Origin of the sequence: Paenibacillus sp. alder61, from assembly GCF_020179875.1 — a bacterium.
Lineage (GTDB): Bacteria > Bacillota > Bacilli > Paenibacillales > Paenibacillaceae > Fontibacillus > Fontibacillus faecis.
This window is the reverse complement of the sequence record NZ_JAIUDG010000003.1, coordinates 49,791-69,995: the sequence shown is the minus strand read 5'-3', so window position 1 is coordinate 69,995 and position 20,205 is coordinate 49,791. Positions and strand designations below refer to the sequence as shown.

Annotated in this window: 16 protein-coding genes; 15 read left to right on the top strand and 1 reads right to left on the bottom strand. The window is 48.5% G+C overall.

Going from position 1 to position 20,205, the window contains the following annotated elements:
• Positions 1-87 precede the first annotated feature (87 nt).
• The 12 genes from LBW89_RS03905 to LBW89_RS03850 all read left to right on the top strand — a co-directional run bounded on the left by LBW89_RS03905 (position 88) and on the right by LBW89_RS03850 (position 15,504).
• The gene (locus LBW89_RS03905; RefSeq protein ID WP_148454998.1) at positions 88-438 is read left to right on the top strand and encodes a zinc ribbon domain-containing protein YjdM; all 351 of its coding nucleotides are present in this window, start codon (positions 88-90) and stop codon (positions 436-438) included.
• Between the two features lie 544 nt (positions 439-982).
• Positions 983-3,262: a helix-turn-helix domain-containing protein gene (locus LBW89_RS03900; protein ID WP_148455000.1), complete on the top strand. Its 2,280-nt coding sequence runs from the start codon at positions 983-985 to the stop codon at positions 3,260-3,262.
• Between the two features lie 276 nt (positions 3,263-3,538).
• Positions 3,539-5,152: an ABC transporter substrate-binding protein gene (locus LBW89_RS03895; RefSeq protein WP_225038543.1), complete on the top strand. Its 1,614-nt coding sequence runs from the start codon at positions 3,539-3,541 to the stop codon at positions 5,150-5,152.
• A gap of 12 nt (positions 5,153-5,164) precedes the next feature.
• Positions 5,165-6,076: an ABC transporter permease gene (locus tag LBW89_RS03890; protein ID WP_225038542.1), complete on the top strand. Its 912-nt coding sequence runs from the start codon at positions 5,165-5,167 to the stop codon at positions 6,074-6,076.
• A gap of 33 nt (positions 6,077-6,109) precedes the next feature.
• The gene (locus LBW89_RS03885; protein ID WP_148455007.1) at positions 6,110-7,036 is read left to right on the top strand and encodes a carbohydrate ABC transporter permease; all 927 of its coding nucleotides are present in this window, start codon (positions 6,110-6,112) and stop codon (positions 7,034-7,036) included.
• 85 nt (positions 7,037-7,121) lie between these two features.
• The gene (locus LBW89_RS03880) at positions 7,122-7,274 is read left to right on the top strand and encodes a hypothetical protein (protein WP_170287134.1); all 153 of its coding nucleotides are present in this window, start codon (positions 7,122-7,124) and stop codon (positions 7,272-7,274) included.
• Positions 7,275-7,720: 446 nt separating this feature from the next.
• Complete coding sequence (locus LBW89_RS03875; RefSeq protein WP_225038541.1) at positions 7,721-8,701, top strand: VanZ family protein; 981 nt, start codon at positions 7,721-7,723, stop codon at positions 8,699-8,701.
• A 244-nt stretch (positions 8,702-8,945) separates the two neighbouring features.
• Entirely contained in the window at positions 8,946-10,499 is a 1,554-nt protein-coding gene (locus tag LBW89_RS03870; protein ID WP_225038540.1) for a radical SAM protein, read from the top strand.
• Between the two features lie 96 nt (positions 10,500-10,595).
• Complete coding sequence (locus LBW89_RS03865; protein WP_213507354.1) at positions 10,596-10,802, top strand: hypothetical protein; 207 nt, start codon at positions 10,596-10,598, stop codon at positions 10,800-10,802.
• Between the two features lie 87 nt (positions 10,803-10,889).
• The gene (locus LBW89_RS03860) at positions 10,890-12,722 is read left to right on the top strand and encodes an ABC transporter ATP-binding protein (protein ID WP_213507355.1); all 1,833 of its coding nucleotides are present in this window, start codon (positions 10,890-10,892) and stop codon (positions 12,720-12,722) included.
• Positions 12,706-13,980: a M16 family metallopeptidase gene (locus tag LBW89_RS03855; RefSeq protein WP_225038539.1), complete on the top strand. Its 1,275-nt coding sequence runs from the start codon at positions 12,706-12,708 to the stop codon at positions 13,978-13,980. The genes LBW89_RS03860 and LBW89_RS03855 overlap by 17 nt, the downstream gene beginning before the upstream one ends.
• Before the next feature lie 129 nt (positions 13,981-14,109).
• Positions 14,110-15,504, top strand: a complete 1,395-nt coding sequence (locus LBW89_RS03850) for an ABC transporter substrate-binding protein (RefSeq protein WP_225038538.1) — start codon at positions 14,110-14,112, stop codon at positions 15,502-15,504.
• Between the two features lie 91 nt (positions 15,505-15,595).
• Here LBW89_RS03850 and LBW89_RS03845 read toward each other — a convergent pair whose 3' ends face one another.
• The gene (locus tag LBW89_RS03845; RefSeq protein ID WP_225038537.1) at positions 15,596-17,398 is read right to left on the bottom strand and encodes a right-handed parallel beta-helix repeat-containing protein; all 1,803 of its coding nucleotides are present in this window, start codon (positions 17,396-17,398) and stop codon (positions 15,596-15,598) included.
• A gap of 215 nt (positions 17,399-17,613) precedes the next feature.
• Between LBW89_RS03845 and LBW89_RS03840 the strand changes: the two genes are divergently transcribed.
• The 3 genes from LBW89_RS03840 to LBW89_RS03830 are packed head-to-tail and all read left to right on the top strand — an operon-like array spanning position 17,614 to position 20,199.
• Positions 17,614-18,330, top strand: coding sequence for a PspA/IM30 family protein (locus tag LBW89_RS03840; protein WP_225038536.1), 717 nt, complete (start codon positions 17,614-17,616; stop codon positions 18,328-18,330).
• A gap of 43 nt (positions 18,331-18,373) precedes the next feature.
• Complete coding sequence (locus LBW89_RS03835; protein ID WP_225038535.1) at positions 18,374-19,405, top strand: TFIIB-type zinc ribbon-containing protein; 1,032 nt, start codon at positions 18,374-18,376, stop codon at positions 19,403-19,405.
• Positions 19,402-20,199: a TPM domain-containing protein gene (locus LBW89_RS03830; protein WP_412066986.1), complete on the top strand. Its 798-nt coding sequence runs from the start codon at positions 19,402-19,404 to the stop codon at positions 20,197-20,199. Before LBW89_RS03835 ends, LBW89_RS03830 begins: the two co-directional genes overlap by 4 nt.
• Positions 20,200-20,205 lie beyond the last annotated feature (6 nt).

Here is a 20,205-nt window from a genome sequence, read left to right as displayed (position 1 = left end):
CTCCGGAGAAATGCCCGTCCGGAGCTCTTTCTTTTTCCGCATATGTTACAATGGCAATAAATTAAATCAGAGATTGGAGAACCTACCATGTCTAATTTGCCCAACTGTCCGCAGTGCGGATCGGAGTATACCTATGAGGACGGTAGTCTATTGGTTTGTCCGGAGTGTGCCCATGAGTGGATGCCCGGGGCCGAGAGCGGGACGGAGCCGGTTGAGGGTGCCAAAACGGTCAAGGATGCCAACGGAAACGTGCTGCAGGATGGCGACTCGGTAACGATCATCAAGGATTTGAAGGTGAAGGGGAGCTCGTCCGTTTTGAAAATAGGAACGAAGGTCAAGAGTATTCGGCTGATCGAGGACGGAGACCACAACATCGATTGCAAAATCGACGGATTCGGGGCGATGAAGCTTAAATCGGAGTTTGTGAAGAAGGCTTAAACGGAGAATTTTAAATCGTTTGGAAGACTGGGGGCGCGGAGCGCGGCCCCTTGTTTTTAGTGGCTTTAGCCAGTTAATCACGAGAAGCGTGCGAAACAAAAAACACCTGCTATGAAGGGTGGTGTAGTGACTTCCAACTCCAAAAGGATGCAAATTTGCAGGTATTTAGGCCGATTTGCGAGGGGGATGCGGAAAAAGATGCAAATCTGCAGGAATTTCTAGCGATTTTAGAGAAACGAGCCGGTTTCGTCAAAAATTCCTGCAGATTTGCAGGAATTTTGAAATTTTTGGCCCCGAACTAGAAAAAGCATGCAGATTTGCAGGAATTCTATATAATCAAGGTTGCCTGAAGGGACTAGTAATAAACGCACCCCTTCAGAGGTAGGCAAAAGCGGCAACGGCATAAGTAGCTATTTCCGCAGCCACGGCTAACGAACCTCAGTTTGGGTCCGCGCTCACGAGGCGAAATTCGCTCTATTGCCAATCCCCCACCCCGACGCTACGATAAAAAAGATGGCAGTTAGAATAGGAAGGTGGGACCGGATTGGGAAGAAGCAAGGTGAATTTGCTGACGAAGCTGTTGATTTCTTATCTGCTCGTACTGCTGTTTCCGGTGATGATTCTGTTGTTTTACTACTATCCGTACTCGGCGGAGGTCGTGAAGCAGAAGGAGCTGGACTGGAACGCCCATATTACGGAGCAGTTCATGACTTCCATGGACACGTTCACGCGCTATGTCTACAATCTGCCGTTCGAGCTGGTGCAGAACCGCGAGTTCAGAATGTACCAGGCGGAGGAGATCGACTATCAGCGGGTGCTGATTGCCAATGAGATGAAAAAATACAACGCGACCGATGCGTTCATCTACAACACCTTGCTGTACGTAAAGAACATCGGTTATTTGTTCTCTAAAACTGGAAGCGCATACATGCTGGAGGATATGGCGAAACCGGGGGTCGGTTTTTACTACGAAAATTGGCCGTACGAGGATTTGGTGGAGACGCTGGATACGCTGGACGCCACGATCGTCCGGCCCGTGGAGGATGTGGTTATTCCGGGGAATAACCGGATGCGGATGCTGACCTTCCTGCAGCCGCTCCCGGTCGGCGGCTCCCATTCTCCCGGCGCGGTGCTGATCATGGTCCGGGAGGATACGATTCTCCGCATGATGAAGTCGGTGTCGGAAACGTACCGCGGGGAGTTTTTTATATTTGACGGACAGGGAAAACCGCTGGTGGCTTCCAACGGGTCGTTGTACCGCAGCTCGGACGACTTGTCCCGGCTGGTGGACGGGATGGGTCAGACGGCCGGCCCCGTCTCCGGCATTCACAAGATCAACGGCGTCTCCTATCTCGTGTCGGCGACGGTATCGGAAAAGAACGGGTGGAAGTACGTCAGCATGCTCCCGGAATCGGCAACCTTGCAGGGCATTCGCACGATTCAGCGGAACACGGCGCTCCTGGTCGGACTGATTCTTTTGCTGGAAGTGATTGTGATCTACGTTTCGATCCGCAAAAACTACCACCCGATCAAACGGCTGGTCGAGGTGGCCACGGCGCTTTTTGAACCGGGAGCCTCCAAGCCGATGAACGAAATCGAGACGATTCGTTATACCCTGAACGGACTGTCCGCGGCCAACAGCCGGCTGGACGAGGAGGTCAAGGGGACGCTGCCCTTTATGCGGGACAATGTCCTGCTTGAGCTGGTGAACGGCCATTTCACGGCCTGGTCGGAGTTTGAGCGGGAAGCGGTCCGGGCGGGAATTGTCCTGAACGGCCCCATGTTAACCGTAGCCGTCTTCTCCTGCGAAGCCGAGCGGGGCGGGGAGACGAACCGGGTGCTTGAATTTTGCAAAGCCCGGGAGTCCGAGCTGCCCGAAGGGATGCGGGGATACTTTTTCAAAAGTATGTATCATCACGAAATCATCCTGGTCTGCTCGCATGAAGCGGACGTTCCGGCGAAAGCGCATCTGGCGCGGCTGCAGGACGCGCTCCAGGCCAACATAGGGGAGAAGACCCTCGTCGGAATCGGCAGTCCGGCGGAAGCCCGCTGTCCCCACGGGGCGCACGTTTCCTATTTGCAGGCGCTGCGGACGGTGGAGCAGCTTCGGCTCGGCGGCACTTCCCGAATTCTCTCCTTTGAGGAAATCGAGGTATCCCCGTCCGGCACGGTTTCTTATTTCGCCGAACTGCTGCAGTCCCTGGAATTGTCCATCCTGAAAAATGAAGCCGCCCAAGTGGAGTCGCTGGTTGAGCGCATCATCGGGTATATCGGCGGGGAGGGGCTGTCCCCGCACATGCTGCGCAGCGTCTATTTGAACACGGCCAGCGTGATTTTTAACGGGCTGCAGCGCTTCCGCGATGACGATCAGCGCTTGCTGCGCCTGACGGATGCCGCCTTTCAGCCGCGCTATACGCTGGAACAAATGACGGGGATACTGCGGGAGAGCAGCGCCAAGCTCTGCGAGATGATCCGGGAGACGCTGCCCGCGTCCCCCCGTTCGGCCGACCGGGAGGATATCCTCGCGGTTCTCGAAGCGAAATGCCTGGACCCCAACTGCTCCCTGCAGCTCATGGCCGACCACTTCGGGATGTCGGTTTCGAATTTCAGCCACCATTTCAAAAAAACGGTGGGGCAAAACTTCAAAGAAACCCTCGACCGCCTCCGGATTCAGAAGTCCGCGCAACTGCTTCGGGAGAGCGAGGAAGCGTTGGATGCGATCGCGGTCCAAGTCGGGTTTACCAATACTTCGAGTTTTATCCGAACCTTTAAAAAAATCGTTGGCACCACCCCCGGGCAATACCGCCAAACTCACCGAAGTTGAGTCCCGAGCCGCTGAGGCCGCAACCGAAAAGCGCCGCAGCGGTTTTTTTGGCGATTAGGCGTGCGATTTAGAACCTTCATTTTTTGAAGATCCACAAAATTTGAATCCCTTGCTGCGATTAAACGCTTTCAAAAATTGCGAACCGCCGAAAAACTGCCCGTATACGCGGCCCGGAACCTCCCGTTACAGTCATAGGTGCCGGCTTAAGCCAGGCGAAACTGTGGCAGCGATCCACAAAAATCGATGTGCCCAAATTCAACGTGTGGAGGTAGAGAAATGCGAAAAAAGGTAACCGTTTTCACGTCGTTCGTCATCATCGCGGCCATGCTGTTGTCCGGGTGCGGCTCGGGAGGAGCAAGCAACAAGGCTTCGGAGGCGGCCGGAGAGGCGTCGGGAGAGAAGGTCAAGCTGACGGCGATTATGACGAAGCATCCGCTCACCAAGCCGCTGAAGGAAATGGAATGGCTGCAGCAGGTGGAAGAAGCCGCGGGGGTAGAGATCGAATGGCAGGAGATCACGTCCGACTGGGGGCAAAAGAAAGGAACGATGCTGGCCAGCGGCGATATTCCGGACTTGTTCATCGGCCCGAATGTCATTACGGATGCCGATTTCGCCCAGTTCCAGGGGTTGTTCCAGGATCTGTCCACGATGCTGGATCAGGCGCCGAACGTGCAGACCATGTTCAATGAGAAGCCGGAGACCCGGCTGATGGCCACGCAGCCGGACGGAAAGATTTACGGGCTCCCGAAGTATCAGCGTTTCTGGCCTTCGTCCGCCCAACGACAGTACATCAACCAAAAGTGGCTGGATGAACTGGGTCTCGCCATGCCGACGACCTGGGATGAGCTGTATGAGGTGCTCGTCGCGTTTAAAGAGAAGGATGCCAACGGCAACGGGGATCCGAACGACGAGATCCCGATGGATTGGCCGGGCGGCATCGGCGGCTACTTCAATCCGGCGGTACTGCTCGGGAGCATGGGTGTCACCCTGTCCGACGGGAACGCGGAGGGCTATTTCGTTGAAGGCGGCCAGGTGAAGAATTTTCTGATCGATGACCGCTACAAAACGATGGTCGCCTTCCTGAACAAACTGTACAAGGCCGGCTTAATCAATAAGGAAGTGTTTACCCATGATTATACGAAGTTCCAGTCGGTCGCCCGCGGCGAGGGAGATATCGCAAAGGTCGGGTTCACCTGGGGCTGGGTGGCCTCGGACCGTTTCGGGGAACAGCTTGCCCCGCAGTACGCGTCCATGTCTCCGCTGAAGGTTTCCGCCGATTATACCGGGAAGCTGGGCTGGAGTTACGACCATTACAACCTGAACTACGGTGTGAACCATATCGTGATGTCGGCCAAAACCAAGCATAAGGAAGCGGCCATGCGGTTTATCAACGAAATGTACGATCCGAAGGTGGGCATGCAGGTGTTGTTCGGTTCCATCGGCCCGAATATCAAAGATAACGGAGACGGCAGCTATACCGTTCTGCCTCCGGCGAAGGCGGAGATGGACCCGGGAACCTGGAAATGGACGTCGACGATGGCGGACCATGGCGCTTTTTATATCCCGGATTCCTTGAAATTGACGCTCGGCAAAGATATGCAGGAAGTCCTCACGCAGTCCGAACCTTTGAAAGAGGCGCAGGAGATCGATTTGGACAACGATATCTTCCCGGCTCTGTTCATAAAGTACTCTACGATGGACAACAACATCCTTAGTTTGAATAACACGAATGTGATGAATCTGGCCGACTCCAGCTTCGCCAAATGGGTGACCAAAGGCGGGATCGAGGCGGAATGGGACGCTTACGTGAAGGAGGCCCAAAAGGCCGGCATCACACAGAACCTCGAAATCATGCAGAAGTACTACGAGGAATACAAAAGCAAGCAGTAAGGGGGAGATGTTATGCCGTCCCGCAAAGGACTTCAGGTTCTGAAACGCGATTATCAACTGTGGATTATGATCCTGCCCGCCATTATCGTGATTCTGATTTTCAACTACCTTCCGATGTACGGGATTCAGCTGGCTTTTCGTGATTATGATTTCAGCAAGGGGCTGACCGGCGGCGAATGGCGGGGGCTGGCGTACTTTCAACAGTTTATTGACAGCTACCTGTTCACCGATTTGATGCGAAACACTTTTATGATCAGCCTGGCGAGCATCGTGCTCGGCTTTCCGGCTCCCATTGTTCTGGCGCTCATCTTAAACCAAATCCGGCGCAAAAAAATGAAGCAGCTCATGCAGACGACGGTGTACCTGCCGCATTTTATTTCGGTCATCGTGCTTGTGGGGATGCTGAACGTGCTGCTGTCCTCCGAAACCGGGGTGGTCGGGCATTTCATGAAATCGATCGGGCTGGGCCATATCAATCTGCTGGCTTCCACCTCCACGTTCATCCCGGTCTATGTGCTGTCCGACATTTGGCAGCATTGCGGCTGGAACAGCATCATTTATCTGGCCGCGTTGTCCACGATCGATCCCCAGCTGTACGACGCGGCCAAAATCGACGGCGCCAGCCGGTGGCAGACGATCCGCTACGTCGATATTCCGGCGCTTGTACCGACGATTATCATTCTGTTCATCCTCAGTATGGGGAATATTCTCAGCACCGGCTTCGAGAAAATATTCCTGATGCAGAACTCGCTGAACCTCCCGGTCTCCGAGGTGATCGCCACCTACGTGTACAAGATCGGGATCGTCTCCAACCAGTTCAGCCTGGCCTCGGCGATCGGCCTGTTCAATACGCTGATTAACTTCGTGTTCCTGTTCGCCATGAACGCGATTTCCAAACGGGCTTCACAGACCAGCCTCTTTTAAAATGACAAAAAACGAGAGAAAGGAGGACCTGCTATGGAGCTGGCCAGAACGCGGGCGGGCAAAGCGTTGAGCGGACCGCGTACCGGAGGAAAAGACCTCGTCTTTAAAGTGGTGCTCGGGTTCATCTGCACCGTCATCTTTTTGCTGATCGTATATCCGCTGTACTTTATCGTCATCGCCTCTTTCAGCGATTCAACCCTCGTCTCGACGGGCAAGGTGTTGTTCTACCCCAAAGGGATCAGCTTCTTCGGATACCAGGAGATTTTCAAGGATGCCCGGATTTGGACCGGATACCGCAACACGGTGTTCTACACGTTATTCGGGACGCTGGTCAACATGGTGTTTACGATGCCGGCCGCTTACGTGCTGTCCCGGCGGGAATTCCGGGCGAGACGGGTGATCATGTTTCTTTTTGTGGTGACGATGTTCTTCAACGGCGGCCTGATCCCGACTTACTTGTTGATGAAAGACCTGCATATGACCAACACGATCTGGGTCTTTATTCTTCCGTTCTGTGTGAACGTGTTTTATCTGATCATCGCCCGGACGTTTTTTGAAAACTCGCTGCCGCAGGAGCTGCATGAAGCGGCGGTCATCGACGGCTGCTCGCATTTCACCTTTTTCTTCAAGGTGGCCTTGCCGTTGTCCAAGGCGCTGATTTCCGTCATCGGCCTCTATTATCTGGTCGGGCATTGGAACGATTTCTTTACGGCTTTGATTTACATCCGCGATAATGAGCTGCAGCCGCTGCAGATCATTTTGCGGGACATCCTGCTGTCCAACCAGGTGTTTGCCGGCGGGGCGGGCACCGGAGGTGACGGCGGGGGCTACGCGCAGCGGTATGCCGACCAGATCAAGTACGGCGTGATTATCGTCTCCACGCTGCCGATCTTAATTATCTATCCGTTTATTCAGAAGTATTTTGAGAAAGGCGTGATGATCGGGTCGATCAAGGGATAAGGGCAACTTGCAGCTCGCGGCTTGCGACTTGCATAAAATCCGGCTTGATCACAAAAACTGGTCAAAAAGGCCAGGAGTGAACGCGATGAGACAGGATTACGTATTTACCGATCTGGAGAACAAGGAGCACCTGGTTCAGGAGATCCGGAAGCTGGAGGAAAAACTGGAGCAGTCGACAGGGGAAAAGATCAACCTGATCGCTTACTCCGAGAAAAAAGCGAATACGGAAGACGAATGATGTCGCTCTGTCGCGGAAGGACCCAATCTATAAGGTTGGGTTCTTTTTTTGTGGCTAGACTAGTGCCTCATCATCAGACAGATATCCAAATCGTATTTAGTCCACGGTGATTAAGGCGCCTAGCGCACTTCCAACCCTTCCAACTTCAAAAAGATGCAAATGTGCAGGTATTTTGGCCGATCCACGAGGGGATGCGAAAAAAGATGCAAATCTGCAGGTATTTCTAGCGATTTTCGAGAAACGAGCCGGTTTCGCCGAAAATTCCTGCAGATTCGCAGGAATTTTGAAATTTTGGCCCTAAACTAGAAAAAAACATGCAGATATGCAGGAATTCTATATTATCGAGGTTGTCTGACGGGGTACTGTGTAACTAAATATTCAGGATAAACGTTTTTTATGATGGAACTATATGAATAGATTTCAAAATAAGGAAAGGTGTGACAAACGTGGACCTCAAGTTGAACCGCAACCGGGAGCGTAACCCGGAAAAACCAGGAGGCAGCAGGTTATTGATCTTCCTGTTTTACTTGATGTTTATTGCCTATGCTTTAATTGCAATTAAGGTTATTTTGTTTAAGACAATTCCCTTTTCAGCACTGCTCCATTCAGGGATAATGCCAGCATTAAGAAGTATTAATATCATTCCTTTTAATACAATTATAGAATTTTTTACAAGTGAGAACATAGACATGGGAAGGGCATTGGCGAATATCGGGGGGAATATCGCGATATTTGTTCCTTTGGGGATTTTTGTGGCTTATGCCGCACACAACAAGCCTTTTCGCATTTCATTTCTTTGCCTACTGCTGACCTCATTTGCGCTTGAAGTTATTCAGTATGTGTTTGCTTTGGGCAGTAGCGACATTGATGATATTTTATTGAATTTCGCCGGCGGGGCTATAGGTGTCGGTATATATAAATGGTTCCGTAAAACAACGTCCTCGCAGAATCAGTTCCTGATGTCTCTTATTGGTTTCTTCTTGGTTACAGGACTCTTAGGGGGCGCCGTTATTAAGATGATTGCTCCTGATTTGCTGCCTTTCTCAAATGCTAAGGTAGAATTTATTTATGAAAATAAGGAGGTCATGGCGGGATGGGATGAAGCAAAGGCAGACTTGGTTGGAGATTTGGCGGCTGTTGAAGGCCATGAAGTTACCTTATATATGAATCCCAAACTTATGAGAACTACAGATGAAAAAAGAACGGCTGAGGAGTATGTACATATACAAATCAATGATTCAACCCGAATATTTTCCAGATTGGTTTCCTCCGATAAAAATACCGTCATCACCAAATATGAAGAAGTAACAGGTTCCGATATGTCCTCCATGCTCACAGCTGAGAATAACGCTCCAAGTATTATGGTCTGGTTATCGAATGAAGATAAGCAGGTGGCTGAGGCGATTCTTATTAGCGTCATAGATTAAATGAACACTTCTGTTAATTGGCCAACGAAATGAAGTTGGCCCTTTTTTTTGTTGAAAATTTATATATATTTTTAATATATTTTTATTGTTTACAAAATAAGGAACTAGAGTTAATATAGATTTATAAATAAGGAAATATTTTGAAGTATATCGTGAAAATATTCTCAAAGTCATAACTTAGTCAGTCTCTATTTTTCAATGGAGTGAGTATTATAAATTTGACTATTTAAGGGGGTATTCATTCATGGTGAGTCCAAACGTTGAAAAGAAAATTTCAATTTTAAGTAACTTGCATAAGTCGGATTGGGGTCGTTTGGGGACGGTATTCGAGACAAAAAATAGCAAATATTTTTACGACACGGGAACAGGTAAGGTGTTCCTATGCGATGTCGTAGAATCGGCAATCTTGGAAAGCTTACTAACAAGTTCAGACCCCGCCGCCATAACCCAGTTGAATTTCACGGATACCGAAATTGAAAGCGCTTTGAATACGCTTTTAGCTCTTGTTGAGCAAGAGAAAATTCTCCAGGCACCGTCCTTCCAGGAATTTATCACTCCAAAGCAATCAGAATTATCAGACCTAATTAATGCCGGAATTGAGCAAGTTATTTTGGAATTGACCGAAAAATGTAATTTAAGATGCAAGTACTGTATATACCAAGACGAGAATGTTGGATTTAGGAATTTTTCAAAGAAAGATATGAATTGGGAAACAGCCAAAAAAGCGTTGGATTATGTTTCTCATCATGTAGGGGAGAGTTTGGCTTTAACCTTTTATGGGGGCGAGCCGTTAATAAATTTTGATTTAATGAGGACATGCATTGAATACAGCAGGGCCATCATGAGCGATGTTAATATTTCAGTCTCTTTTACAACGAATTTAACGCTTGTTACCGATGAGATCGTAGCATATCTGGCTTCTTTGAATAATTGTTCGGTCTTATGCAGTTTGGACGGTCCGGAAAATATTCAAGATTATTACCGTGTGACTGTAGATGGTAGCGGAAGCTTTAGCAGGGCTATTAAAGGCCTAAAAAAACTGGTAGATGCTTTTCAAGATAAACCAAATCACTCTTTGGGTATAAATTCCGTCGTTTGTCCACCATATAGCTTAGAAAAAATCGAAGAACTGAACGATTTCTTCAAATCCTTGGATTGGTTGCCCCCGGACACCAACATTAATTGTTCATATGTGGATCAAGGGGACATCGACTGGGAACAACTGGGGGTTGTCAAGAAAGAGATGAGTCTTGAAGAGTTCAGTGCTAATGAGGAACTCGCAGATCCTATAGGAGCGTGGGCTTTTACAACAATAGATAAAGATAACGAAATAAAGGGGATGGCTCGAGACATTAGCCAAACCGAGCTACTTCGAATTCACAATAGAGTAATAACGGACGAGCCTACAATGGGTATCCATATGAACGGATGCTGTATTCCCGGCCGGAGAAGACTATATGTTACTACGGAGGGTAAATTTAAAGTATGTGAAAGAATGTCCAATTCACCTTTTATTGGTGATGTTGAAACTGGAATAGATGCGGAAGCGGTTTATCGTAGTTATGTCGAAGAGTATACCGAAAAATCAATCAAGCACTGCTCAAATTGCTGGGCGGTACGCTTATGCGGAATTTGTTTTGCTCAATGTTATCAAGCTGATGGGCTGGATGAATACAAGAAAATGGGAACTTGTAATATAGAAAGGGCTATCACTAAATTTAACTTGCAAAGATACCATCAATTAATTGAGGAGACCCCTGAAAAAGTAGAATATTTCAATGATCTTATCATCTCGTAATGATGAGCTGCAGTATGCGGTAGTCATAACATTCTTATGATCCCGGGCCATACGGAATGTTATTTCTATAAATCTATTCTTAAGGAGATGTTTAGTATGAAACTGATTCATCCCGTAGGTAGAACAACCAAGATGGATACACAAGCTTATTATGGCGTACATCCAATGGATGGCTGTATTTGTTCGGGTAATGCTAAAGTATCGCAAAAAGAAGCCAAGTCCAGCGCAAATCCATGCGGTTGCTATTGCGCTGGAGATAGTAAGAATCAAGTGGCGAATCATTCACAGGCATATATTCATTAATTGTTAAACTATTTTGTCCATTGAAACAGGGCCGCTATTTTTGGATAGGGCCCTGTTTTCATACCTTTCTATAATGGGAGTCGTTATATGAAAGCACTGCACGGAAAATTAGTTACTCTACAAGAATATATGAAAATGTTGGCAAAAACCTTTGACTTGCTCTGGAAAAGTTCAAAACATACTTTAGTTTTATTGTTATTTTTTAATTTGTTGGCCGGGTTGTCCCTTCCGATTAGCACCATCATATGGAAATTCTTTATTGACAGCGTCGTTGAGGCTTTCGTCAGTAAGGATCTGTCCAAACCTATTTTGTGGATATTGATTCATCTTTTGTATACGCAATTCAATGACATAATGCATAACTTATGTCGGTATTTCGAGTCTAACCAAGTCGACTATATGAACAAGCACATAACAGAACTGACCCTTGATAAAATTGAGCGGATGGAAATGGCCGATTTCGACAATGCCGAAATATATGATTGCATTCAAAAGGTGAATAGTGAATCTACACAGCATTCCATGAATCTCCTTAGAACCCTGATTCTCGCGTTGCAGAATTTCTCATCTATGTCTGGGGCTATCGTGATTTTTTTGAATTTCGGTCCGCTCATTCTCTTAATCAGCTTCTTTGCATGTCTGCCTTCACTCGTCATTAACATTAAGATGTCCTCAAAACTGTTTGACATTTTCACGAAACGTTTTGAAAGGTTAAGATTTATCAATTATCTCAAATCCATCGTTATCACTTATGAGAACATAAAAGAAGTCAAAGTAAACCGACTGAATTCCTATTTTAAGACCATGATTATCAATGACTTTAATATCTTTTTGAGTGAAGATAAAAAAATAAGGAAGAGATTCACCCTACAAAACAGTATGGCTAGTTTATTGGAAAATATCGTTTCGTATAGTTTTCAAATATATATTCTCGTTAAAGTGGTTTCCAGAAATTTAACTTTGGGAGACTTGACCTTATTTATTAGCACTCTATCGAATTTTCAGAATTCGATACAAAATATTTTAAACTCCGTATCTTCGTTGTACGACGACGCTCTCTATATTCAAAATCTCTTTTTATTGTTAGAGAGGGAAATTCCCAATCAAGAAGCAGCCAGTACTCCTTACCCTGCCGGCTTTGAGAAGATCGAATTTCAAAACGTTTATTTTAAATATCCGGGCAGAGAAGAATTTGTGCTTAACAACATTAGCTTTATTCTTTTGGCTAAAAAAAGCTATTCGTTTGTAGGTTTGAATGGCTCGGGCAAAACAACCCTGGTTAAATTGCTCCTAAGGTTGTATAAACCCACTTCAGGTCATATTTTGATGGATGGCATTAACATAAATAATATCGATCTGGAACAATATTATAAACATATCGGGGTTGTATTCCAGGATTTTATCAAGTATCCCTTCGATATCGAAAAAAATATAGCTCTAGGTTCAATTGAAGACTTAAATAATTTCCCGAAAGTAAAGAAAGCGGCCGAACAATCGGGCGCGGATCGTTTTATAGAAGAACTTCCCTTAAAGTATGCAACTATGCTGAACAAAGAATGGTCCGAAGCGACTCAATTATCACTCGGTCAGTGGCAGAGACTTGCCATTAGCCGGGCATTTATGTCTGACTCCAGCATTCTCATTTTGGATGAGCCGACCGCTTCACTTGATGCTGAAGCTGAGTTTGAATTGTTTACCAAATTTAAAGATTTAATGTTTGAGAAAACGACCATTCTTATCACGCACCGGCTTTCCACCATTCGTTTGGTAGACGAAATACTGGTTCTAAAAGATGGACAGGTACTTGAAAGTGGAAATCATGAGACTTTACTTAGGTACAATGGCGAATATGCAAGATTGTACAAAATGCAGTCAGATATGTACATGAAGGGGGAACTTGTTAATGAAGGATCGCATTAGCACACGCACTCTTCCTAACGGGCTTACTTATTGTGTCCGGGAAACCGACATCGAACAGAGTGGGGTAATGTTAAGTCTGGCTTTAAAAGTAGGGTCACTTCATGAATCGGACTCGGAAAATGGACTTGCCCATGTAGTAGAACATATGAGCTTGGTATTCGATAAATATAGATATTATGCGGATGATGTTCACTGCAGGAGTATTGGATTAACGGATTTTGACCGAACGGTTTATGTAATAAAATGTCCCAAAAGCAGCAAGGCCATTAGGCACGGAATATTCATTTTGAAGCAAATAGCGATAGGTAATTATATAAAAATAGAGGTATTCGATGAAATTAAACAGGATGTACTTGAGGAAGTGGTTACTAATCAAGGAGGAAGGAAGAACCAAGTATTTAAAATCATATTTAAACAATCGTTTTACAAAACACGAATGCCTATGGGAGACGAAGAAGTTATAAAAAATCTCAGTTTTGAGCAAGTTAAAGCTTTTCACGAAAAATGGTACACTCCCGACAGAATGGCTGTAAATGTTGTAGGGGATCTCAGAACAGATGAGGTGATTACATTTATCGAAACTGAGTTTAGCAGCCTTCCTTGCTCAAGTAACGCACCGGATAGTTTTAATAGATGCTACCAACTTAATTTAGAAGTAGAACCTATTAAAAAAGTAATTACTTCCTGGGGAGTAAATCATATAGAAGCGTACCTTAGTTGCATGATCCCCGGGAAGAACCATATAAAGAACGAAGTTTGTCATAATATTCTAGCGGCATTAATTGAAAAAGCATGCATTCATGCATTACGAGACTCCAATGTGGAGTTTTCGTTTTTTTCCTCGTCTTTCGTCAACTTTATAAATTGTCACTGGTTCTTGAGGGTGCAGATTGTATATAGTATGGGCTTGCACGAAAAGATCATTGATGTGATTAAGGGGATATTGGATAGTATTCAAAAGGATTCATGGTTTTTGAAATCCGATTTTGAGGAGACTAAACAAGAGTATTTGGAATATTTTATTTCAAAGGCTCACCTGAGGGATCTGGGTTTATCAAGCTTGATGGAGGAAAGTATAGATCATTTTATTCTAGATGTTCCTATAATTTCATACGAACAAAAAATACGAAGATATATTAACGTGATTGAGGATCTTCTTTATGTAGATATAAGAATCCTAACACAACAACTGCTTCGATTCGAAGATTGCCTCTATATCATTTTCCAAGGAAACGGCCAGATTTCCCACGGTTCATAAGTGAATAGTTGAAAAGAAATTTCTATGTACACAAACGGACAAATTGCCAAATTAAGTTAAACCAAGTCTCCCGCTTCGACGTTATCTAGTTAGGTGGAAAATATTAGGTTGTCATTTAGGAGGTTTGTTATGAAAAGGAAATTAGTGCAGCGGGTGTTATTGGTTCTGTTATGCGGTGTCGTGTTTGCGGGGTGCTCCAGTGCTTCTGATAAGGGAACGGAAAAACGCTCCAGCCTCAAAATCATGTATGTGGACGAAGAAGCCTATTTTTTCAGCCAATACGGAGATTTATTTTCGATGCAGTACCCAAATGTAGATATTGAGGTGGTTAGCACAAGCAGTATTTACACAGAGGATGATCAGGATTACAACAAAGCATTGGCAGACTTCATTGAGAAGAAACAACCGGATGTAGTTATGTTGAGCATGGACAATTACGAAAAATTTGCTGCGGAAGGTAAGTTGTTGGATCTCAACCCCTTAATTGAGCGTGACAAATACGATATCGGGAGCATATATCCGGCATTGGTCGAGATACTTAAGCAGAAAGGCGACGGTAAATTGTACGGTCTGGCTCCGTCTTTTTACGGAAGCGCCCTTTTTTATAATGCGGATCTGTTTGCAAAATACGGAGTCAAAGTGCCGCATGACGGGATGACGTGGCAAGACATCATCGACACGGCCCGGCGGTTTCCGACCACTGGCGACGAAAAGACCCGAGTCTATGGATATGGCAACGGCAACGGTATGTCCATAGAGAGCCTCGCCTCGGCCATAGCGGGTACCCAGGGGTTAAAGGTTATCAATACAGATACGATGAAAATTACGCTGAATACGGACTCTTGGAAGCAAGCTTATAAGCTGGCCAAGGACGCAGTCGATTCGGGAACCATTTATAACCCTGAAGATGGCGGGTTCCAGGGCGGAACGCTTGAAGATCTTTATCGGAGTCAGGCGTTTTTGATGGGGCGTTCGGCAATGACCGTCGGCAGATCTTATTTGTTGAGCAGCATAAAAGATGCCAAAAATACGCTCAAGGATTACAAACCTTTTCAAGTCGGCATTGTCGCGGGTCCGGTCGATCCGGCCGAACCTGATAAATCCCGGGATATCACTTTTAATGAGCTGTTCGCCATCCGGGTGAACTCTCCAAATATAGATGCGGCATGGGAATTTCTGAAGTTTGTGAACGGGGAAAAATTCGCTAAAGTGAGATCGAAATCGCTGACTAATGGGCTTTTGTCACTTTCGTCGCGTATGGAATATTCGAAGGAATATGACGGCGTCAACCTGGACGTGTTTTACAAATTAAAGCCGAGTTTGGACGGAGCAAGTTCACTGGACAATGATAAAATCCCCCGCGATTTCTACGCTCAATACCAACCGATCGTGGACCGTGAGCTGAAGTTGGTCGAGGAGAAGAAGAAGTCCATTGAAGAGGCGCTGCAGACGATAGAGCAGGAAGGGCAGGTTGTATTGGATAAGGCGGTAAAAGAGGAGGCCGCCAAGAAGAGCGGGGAGTAGGACGATAACGGTTCCGGAGGCAGTGATCATTAGGGAGGCTGTCGAGTTAAGACTCGACAGCCTGGATATTGGTTTTCAGAACAGATATGTCTTAAACAATCACCGTATTGCCAAGGTTCGTGTCTGTCTTTTCATTTAATTTCAGGATGCCCTTGATCGCCAGATTGTTCACTACCTTGGTGGAGTTCGCCTTCTCCGTAACGATCGAGCCGTTAAGGGCAAAATTAGAATGGGAACCGATCGAATTTTCCGCGACGAGCGCATCCACGGTGTTCAACAAGATGATGCCGTAACCGCCGTCCGCCGTTCGGTCGTAGGTGATCCGGTTGCCGGCAATTTCGGCGCGCGCTCCCCCGTCCAGTTGAATCGCCGCCGTTACGCCTGTGCTATCCACAATCTCGTTGTCCGTAATTTTGACGCTTCTACCGGCGGCGCTGGCTCCGTAAATGGCAATATTGCGGGCCCCGCGGATATAGTTGGATTTGATGGCGACATCGCTACTCTTGTCGAAGCTGATTGTATACGTCGATTGTCCCGTGTAACCGGTGCAATCGATATGATTGCCTTCCGCCAACACCTGCGTACCTGTTGTTCCGCGGTTCGTGATTTGAATGCCGCCCTTGCAGCGGCTAAATACGTTCCCCCGCAAAACGACTTCCTGGGACTTGTCCACCTCCATGCCGTACCTGTCCGACTGGTAGGCCTTGTTGTTCAAAAGTTGAACATCCTTGCTGTTGTCAACCTTGTAGGCGAGGCCTTGACCGCGGTGAACGGCATTATCCGTAATCAGCACATTCTCCGCATCCCATACGCCGATGCCGGTGCCGCTCGCGCTGCCCAAATGGGAAACCGTATTTCCCGTAACGACGACGTCTTTTCCGCGGGCGTCGATACCGCTGCTGAAGCCTTTGATACTATTGCCGACAATCGTCACGTTGTTCCCGTCCAATCCGTTCGACACCTTCTGCCCGGCGATGGCGACTCTGGCGTTGTCGGTGCGCAGCAGTACATTGTTGCTGATGACGGTATCCGTGCCGTTGCCGTAGGATAACGTATTGTCCGAATGATTGCCGTCGATAATCACTTCGTAGCCGTTAAAGCTCAGGACGGATGATTCGGCGTTGCCGCGGAACACGTTGCCGCGGATCACAATTTTTCGCGGCTCCTCGTAATCGATGTCGCCTTCGCCGTATCCTTCAATATCGATGCCGGCGCAAGGCTTTGTCCCTTTTACGGTGCCCGCGTTCGTAATTTCATTGTTTTCGACGAAGACGCCTTCCCCGGCCGTGAGCGAAATGTTGTTCCGGCGCGCTCCGTCCAGTTGGCAATTGCGGATGGATACCTTCTCCGGCTTGTCATAGTCGGGATCCATCCCCAAGAGGCCCACCGGACCGAGTAAAATACAGTCCCCGGTACATTTGCGAATCTTCATGTTTTCAATCGTAATGTTTTTGCCTCCGTGTACATAAATCCCCAGCCCCCATTCTTGGGTTGATTTGGGAAGCTTGCTGAAATCATGCTGGTCGAGATCGCCCGTAATGATTCCACCCGAAATCGTAACATTTTCCACTTTGCGAAGGTAAATGCAGGAATACCCCTTCGAACTGTTCGGCTCGACCTTCAGCTCCGCTTCGTGATCCAGGGTGAGCTTCAAGTGAGAGGGCACGTGGATGCCCGCGCCTTTCTCGGGAGACGCCGGGTATGCGGTCCCGACACCTTGGATCAAATAGGTTCCCTTCGGAATAAAAACTTCGGGGTATCCGGCGTTCTTCGCGTAAGCGATCGCTTGGTTCAGTCCGTCCGTGGTCTTCACGGCATCGGTGCCATCCGTCCGGATTCCCCATGCCGAAGGCTCAATGATGTAGCAGGTTGTCTTTTTTGGTTCGTTTTCCATGATTGGATCAGTCTCCTATCCGTCATTTTTTTCACTTGCTCCAGATGCGGCAAATCTTCGTTGTAGCTTAAGGATAACAAAGCTAAACTCAAGCCGACGGTCAATCGCTGGACAAGCAGCGGACAAAATGAGCCCTCTTTTGTTCCCTCGTTTGAAACCAATTTGCGCCATTTGATGTATTATTAAATAAACAAAGGGTTGAAGGAGGGACGGATGTGGGAATTTTGTCGAGGTTTCGGGACGTGATGATGGCGAATGTTGGCGGTTTGCTGGGACAGTCGGAGGATCCGGAGAAGACGATTGAGGAATGCCTCCGCCAAATGAACCGCGATTTGGGTCAGGTCAAAGCGGAGACGGCCTCGGTGCTGGCGGAAGAGAGCCGGGCCAAGCGGAAACTGGAGGAGTGCGCCGAAGAGGCACGCAAGCTGCAGCGGTATGCGGCGAAAGCGGTCGAGTCGGGCGACGAAACGGGAGCGCTGAAGTTTCTGGAGCGTAAGGCCGGTATGGCTGGGCAGCTGCGGGAACTGCAATCGGCCTATGACCAGGCGGCCGATCACGCCGCAAAGATGAAGCAAATGCAGGATAAGCTTGCCGCGGATGTAAGCAAACTGGAGGCGCGGCGCACCGAATTGCGCGTAAAGCTGGCGGAGGCCGAGGCACTGCGGCGGAAGAACGGCTCCGGCGGAGCGGGCGAGGCCTTTCGCGAATTGGAAGCGAAGGCCGGCCAAGCCTTGAACGAAGCGGAGGCGCTGGCCGAGCTGCGAGCGGGGATGCGGGAGGACGATCTGGATGAGCTGATCGCGCAATTGGAGCGGGGAAAGGAAGCGCCGGTGCCCGGAGGGCCGGAGTCGAACGCTGAAGCCGGAGGCACGGCGGCGGAAATGAGCCCCGAAGACGAGCTTGCGGCGATCAAAGCAAAGCTGAACAAATAAGGGGCGGAATCCTGATTTCTTCCTGATCATTGAGGTGAGGCAAATGCCGGTGATTGAATACAAATGTCCGAACTGCGGCGGCGGAATGGAGTTTGACAGTGGGACGGGGATGCTGTCTTGTCCCAGCTGCGGGCGGAAAGACGATATCGGGCAAATCCCCGATCCGCTGAAACAACAGGTGTTTACAGAGGATGAGGTGAAGGAGTATCACTGCGAGAGCTGCGGAGCCGTGATCGTCACCGAGCCGGAGACCAGCGCCACCAGCTGCAGTTTCTGCGGCTCGGCCGTGGTCCTCAGCGAGCGCTTGACCGGGAAACTGGCTCCGGCGCAGGTGATCCCCTTTGCCATAAGCAAGGAGGAGGCGATGACCGCCTTTAAGAAATGGTGCCGGAAGGGCAGACTCACTCCGAAGGGCTTTATGACCGCGGATCGGGTCCAGGGCATTACAGGCGTTTATGTTCCGTTTTGGCTCTACGATCTGCATAACGACATCGACGTCCACGGCCATGGAACGAAGGTGAGAAGCTACACCAGGGGAGACTACAGAATTACGGAAACGGAGCATTACGAGATTTACCGGAAGATCCGGCTCGATTATGCCCGTCTGCCGGTCGACGCCTCGCAGAAAATGAACGATGAGCTGATGGATAAATTGGAGCCTTTTCCATACGACCGGCTCAAGCCTTTCAAGACGCCCTATCTGGCCGGATACATAGCCGAAAAATACAGCTATACCGATGAGGAGCTCACCCCGCGGGCCAAGGAAAAAACGGCCCCTTACGTGGAATCCTATATCGCCTCGACCGTTTCGGGATACACGACGGTGAATCTCTCCGATAAACAGGTACATACCCAGGTGAAGCGGTCCGATTACGTCCTGCTTCCGGTCTGGATGGTCTATTACGACTACAACCGGAAGCCGTATATTTTTGCCATGAACGGCCAGACGGGCAAGATCGTGGGCAACCCCCCGATCAGCAAGGGGAAGGTGGCCGCATGGTTTGCCGGGATTTCCGGCATCACCTTCCTGTCGCTGAAGCTGGTGGCGTGGATGATGGGGGGAGGATGGCTATGATCAGGCGGATGAAGTCTTTTTGGCTCACAACCGCGCTAGGGTTGATGGTCCTATGGTTGATGGTTCCGGCAGCGGCTCAGCAGGCGGCGGCATCCGGGGATGCAAGCAGACTGATTTATGACGATGCCCGATTGCTGAACCAGGCCGACTACGATGAGCTGGACGCCATGGCGAGGGAGTACGGGGCCAAGCATGAGATCGAAATCATCATTCTTACGACCGAAAATCCGGAGAATCGGGACGTCGTACAACTGACCGAGGATTTTTACGATGCGCAGGGGCCCGGATATGACAAGGCCCATGGGGATACGATCATGCTGACGATGGATATGCGCAACCGCGACATTTATTTGGCTGGGTTTTATAAAGGCGAGGAATATTTTGATGATGCCCGCTTGGACCGGATCCGGGAGAAAATGACGCCTTTGTTGTCGGCGGGCGAGTATCGGCAGGCGTTCGAAACCTTTATCAAAACGGTGGATCGCTATATGAACTATAAGCCGGGCGTCAACCCGGACAATATCCTATTTAATCTCTGGTTCCAGCTCGGCGCGGCGCTGGCGATCGGCGGTATCGCCGTCGGCGTGATGGCTTATCGCTCGGGAGGCCGGGTGACGGTAAACGGCGGAACCTACGAGGATTCCGGCAACTCGGGTGTGCTGCGGCGCGAAGACCGTTATATCCGGACAACGGTGACGAAACGGAAAATCGAGAAAAGCAGCAGCAGCTCGGGAGGCGGAGGCGGCACGACGAGCGGAGGACATTCGCATAGCGGCAGTAGAGGATCATTTTAACGGAAG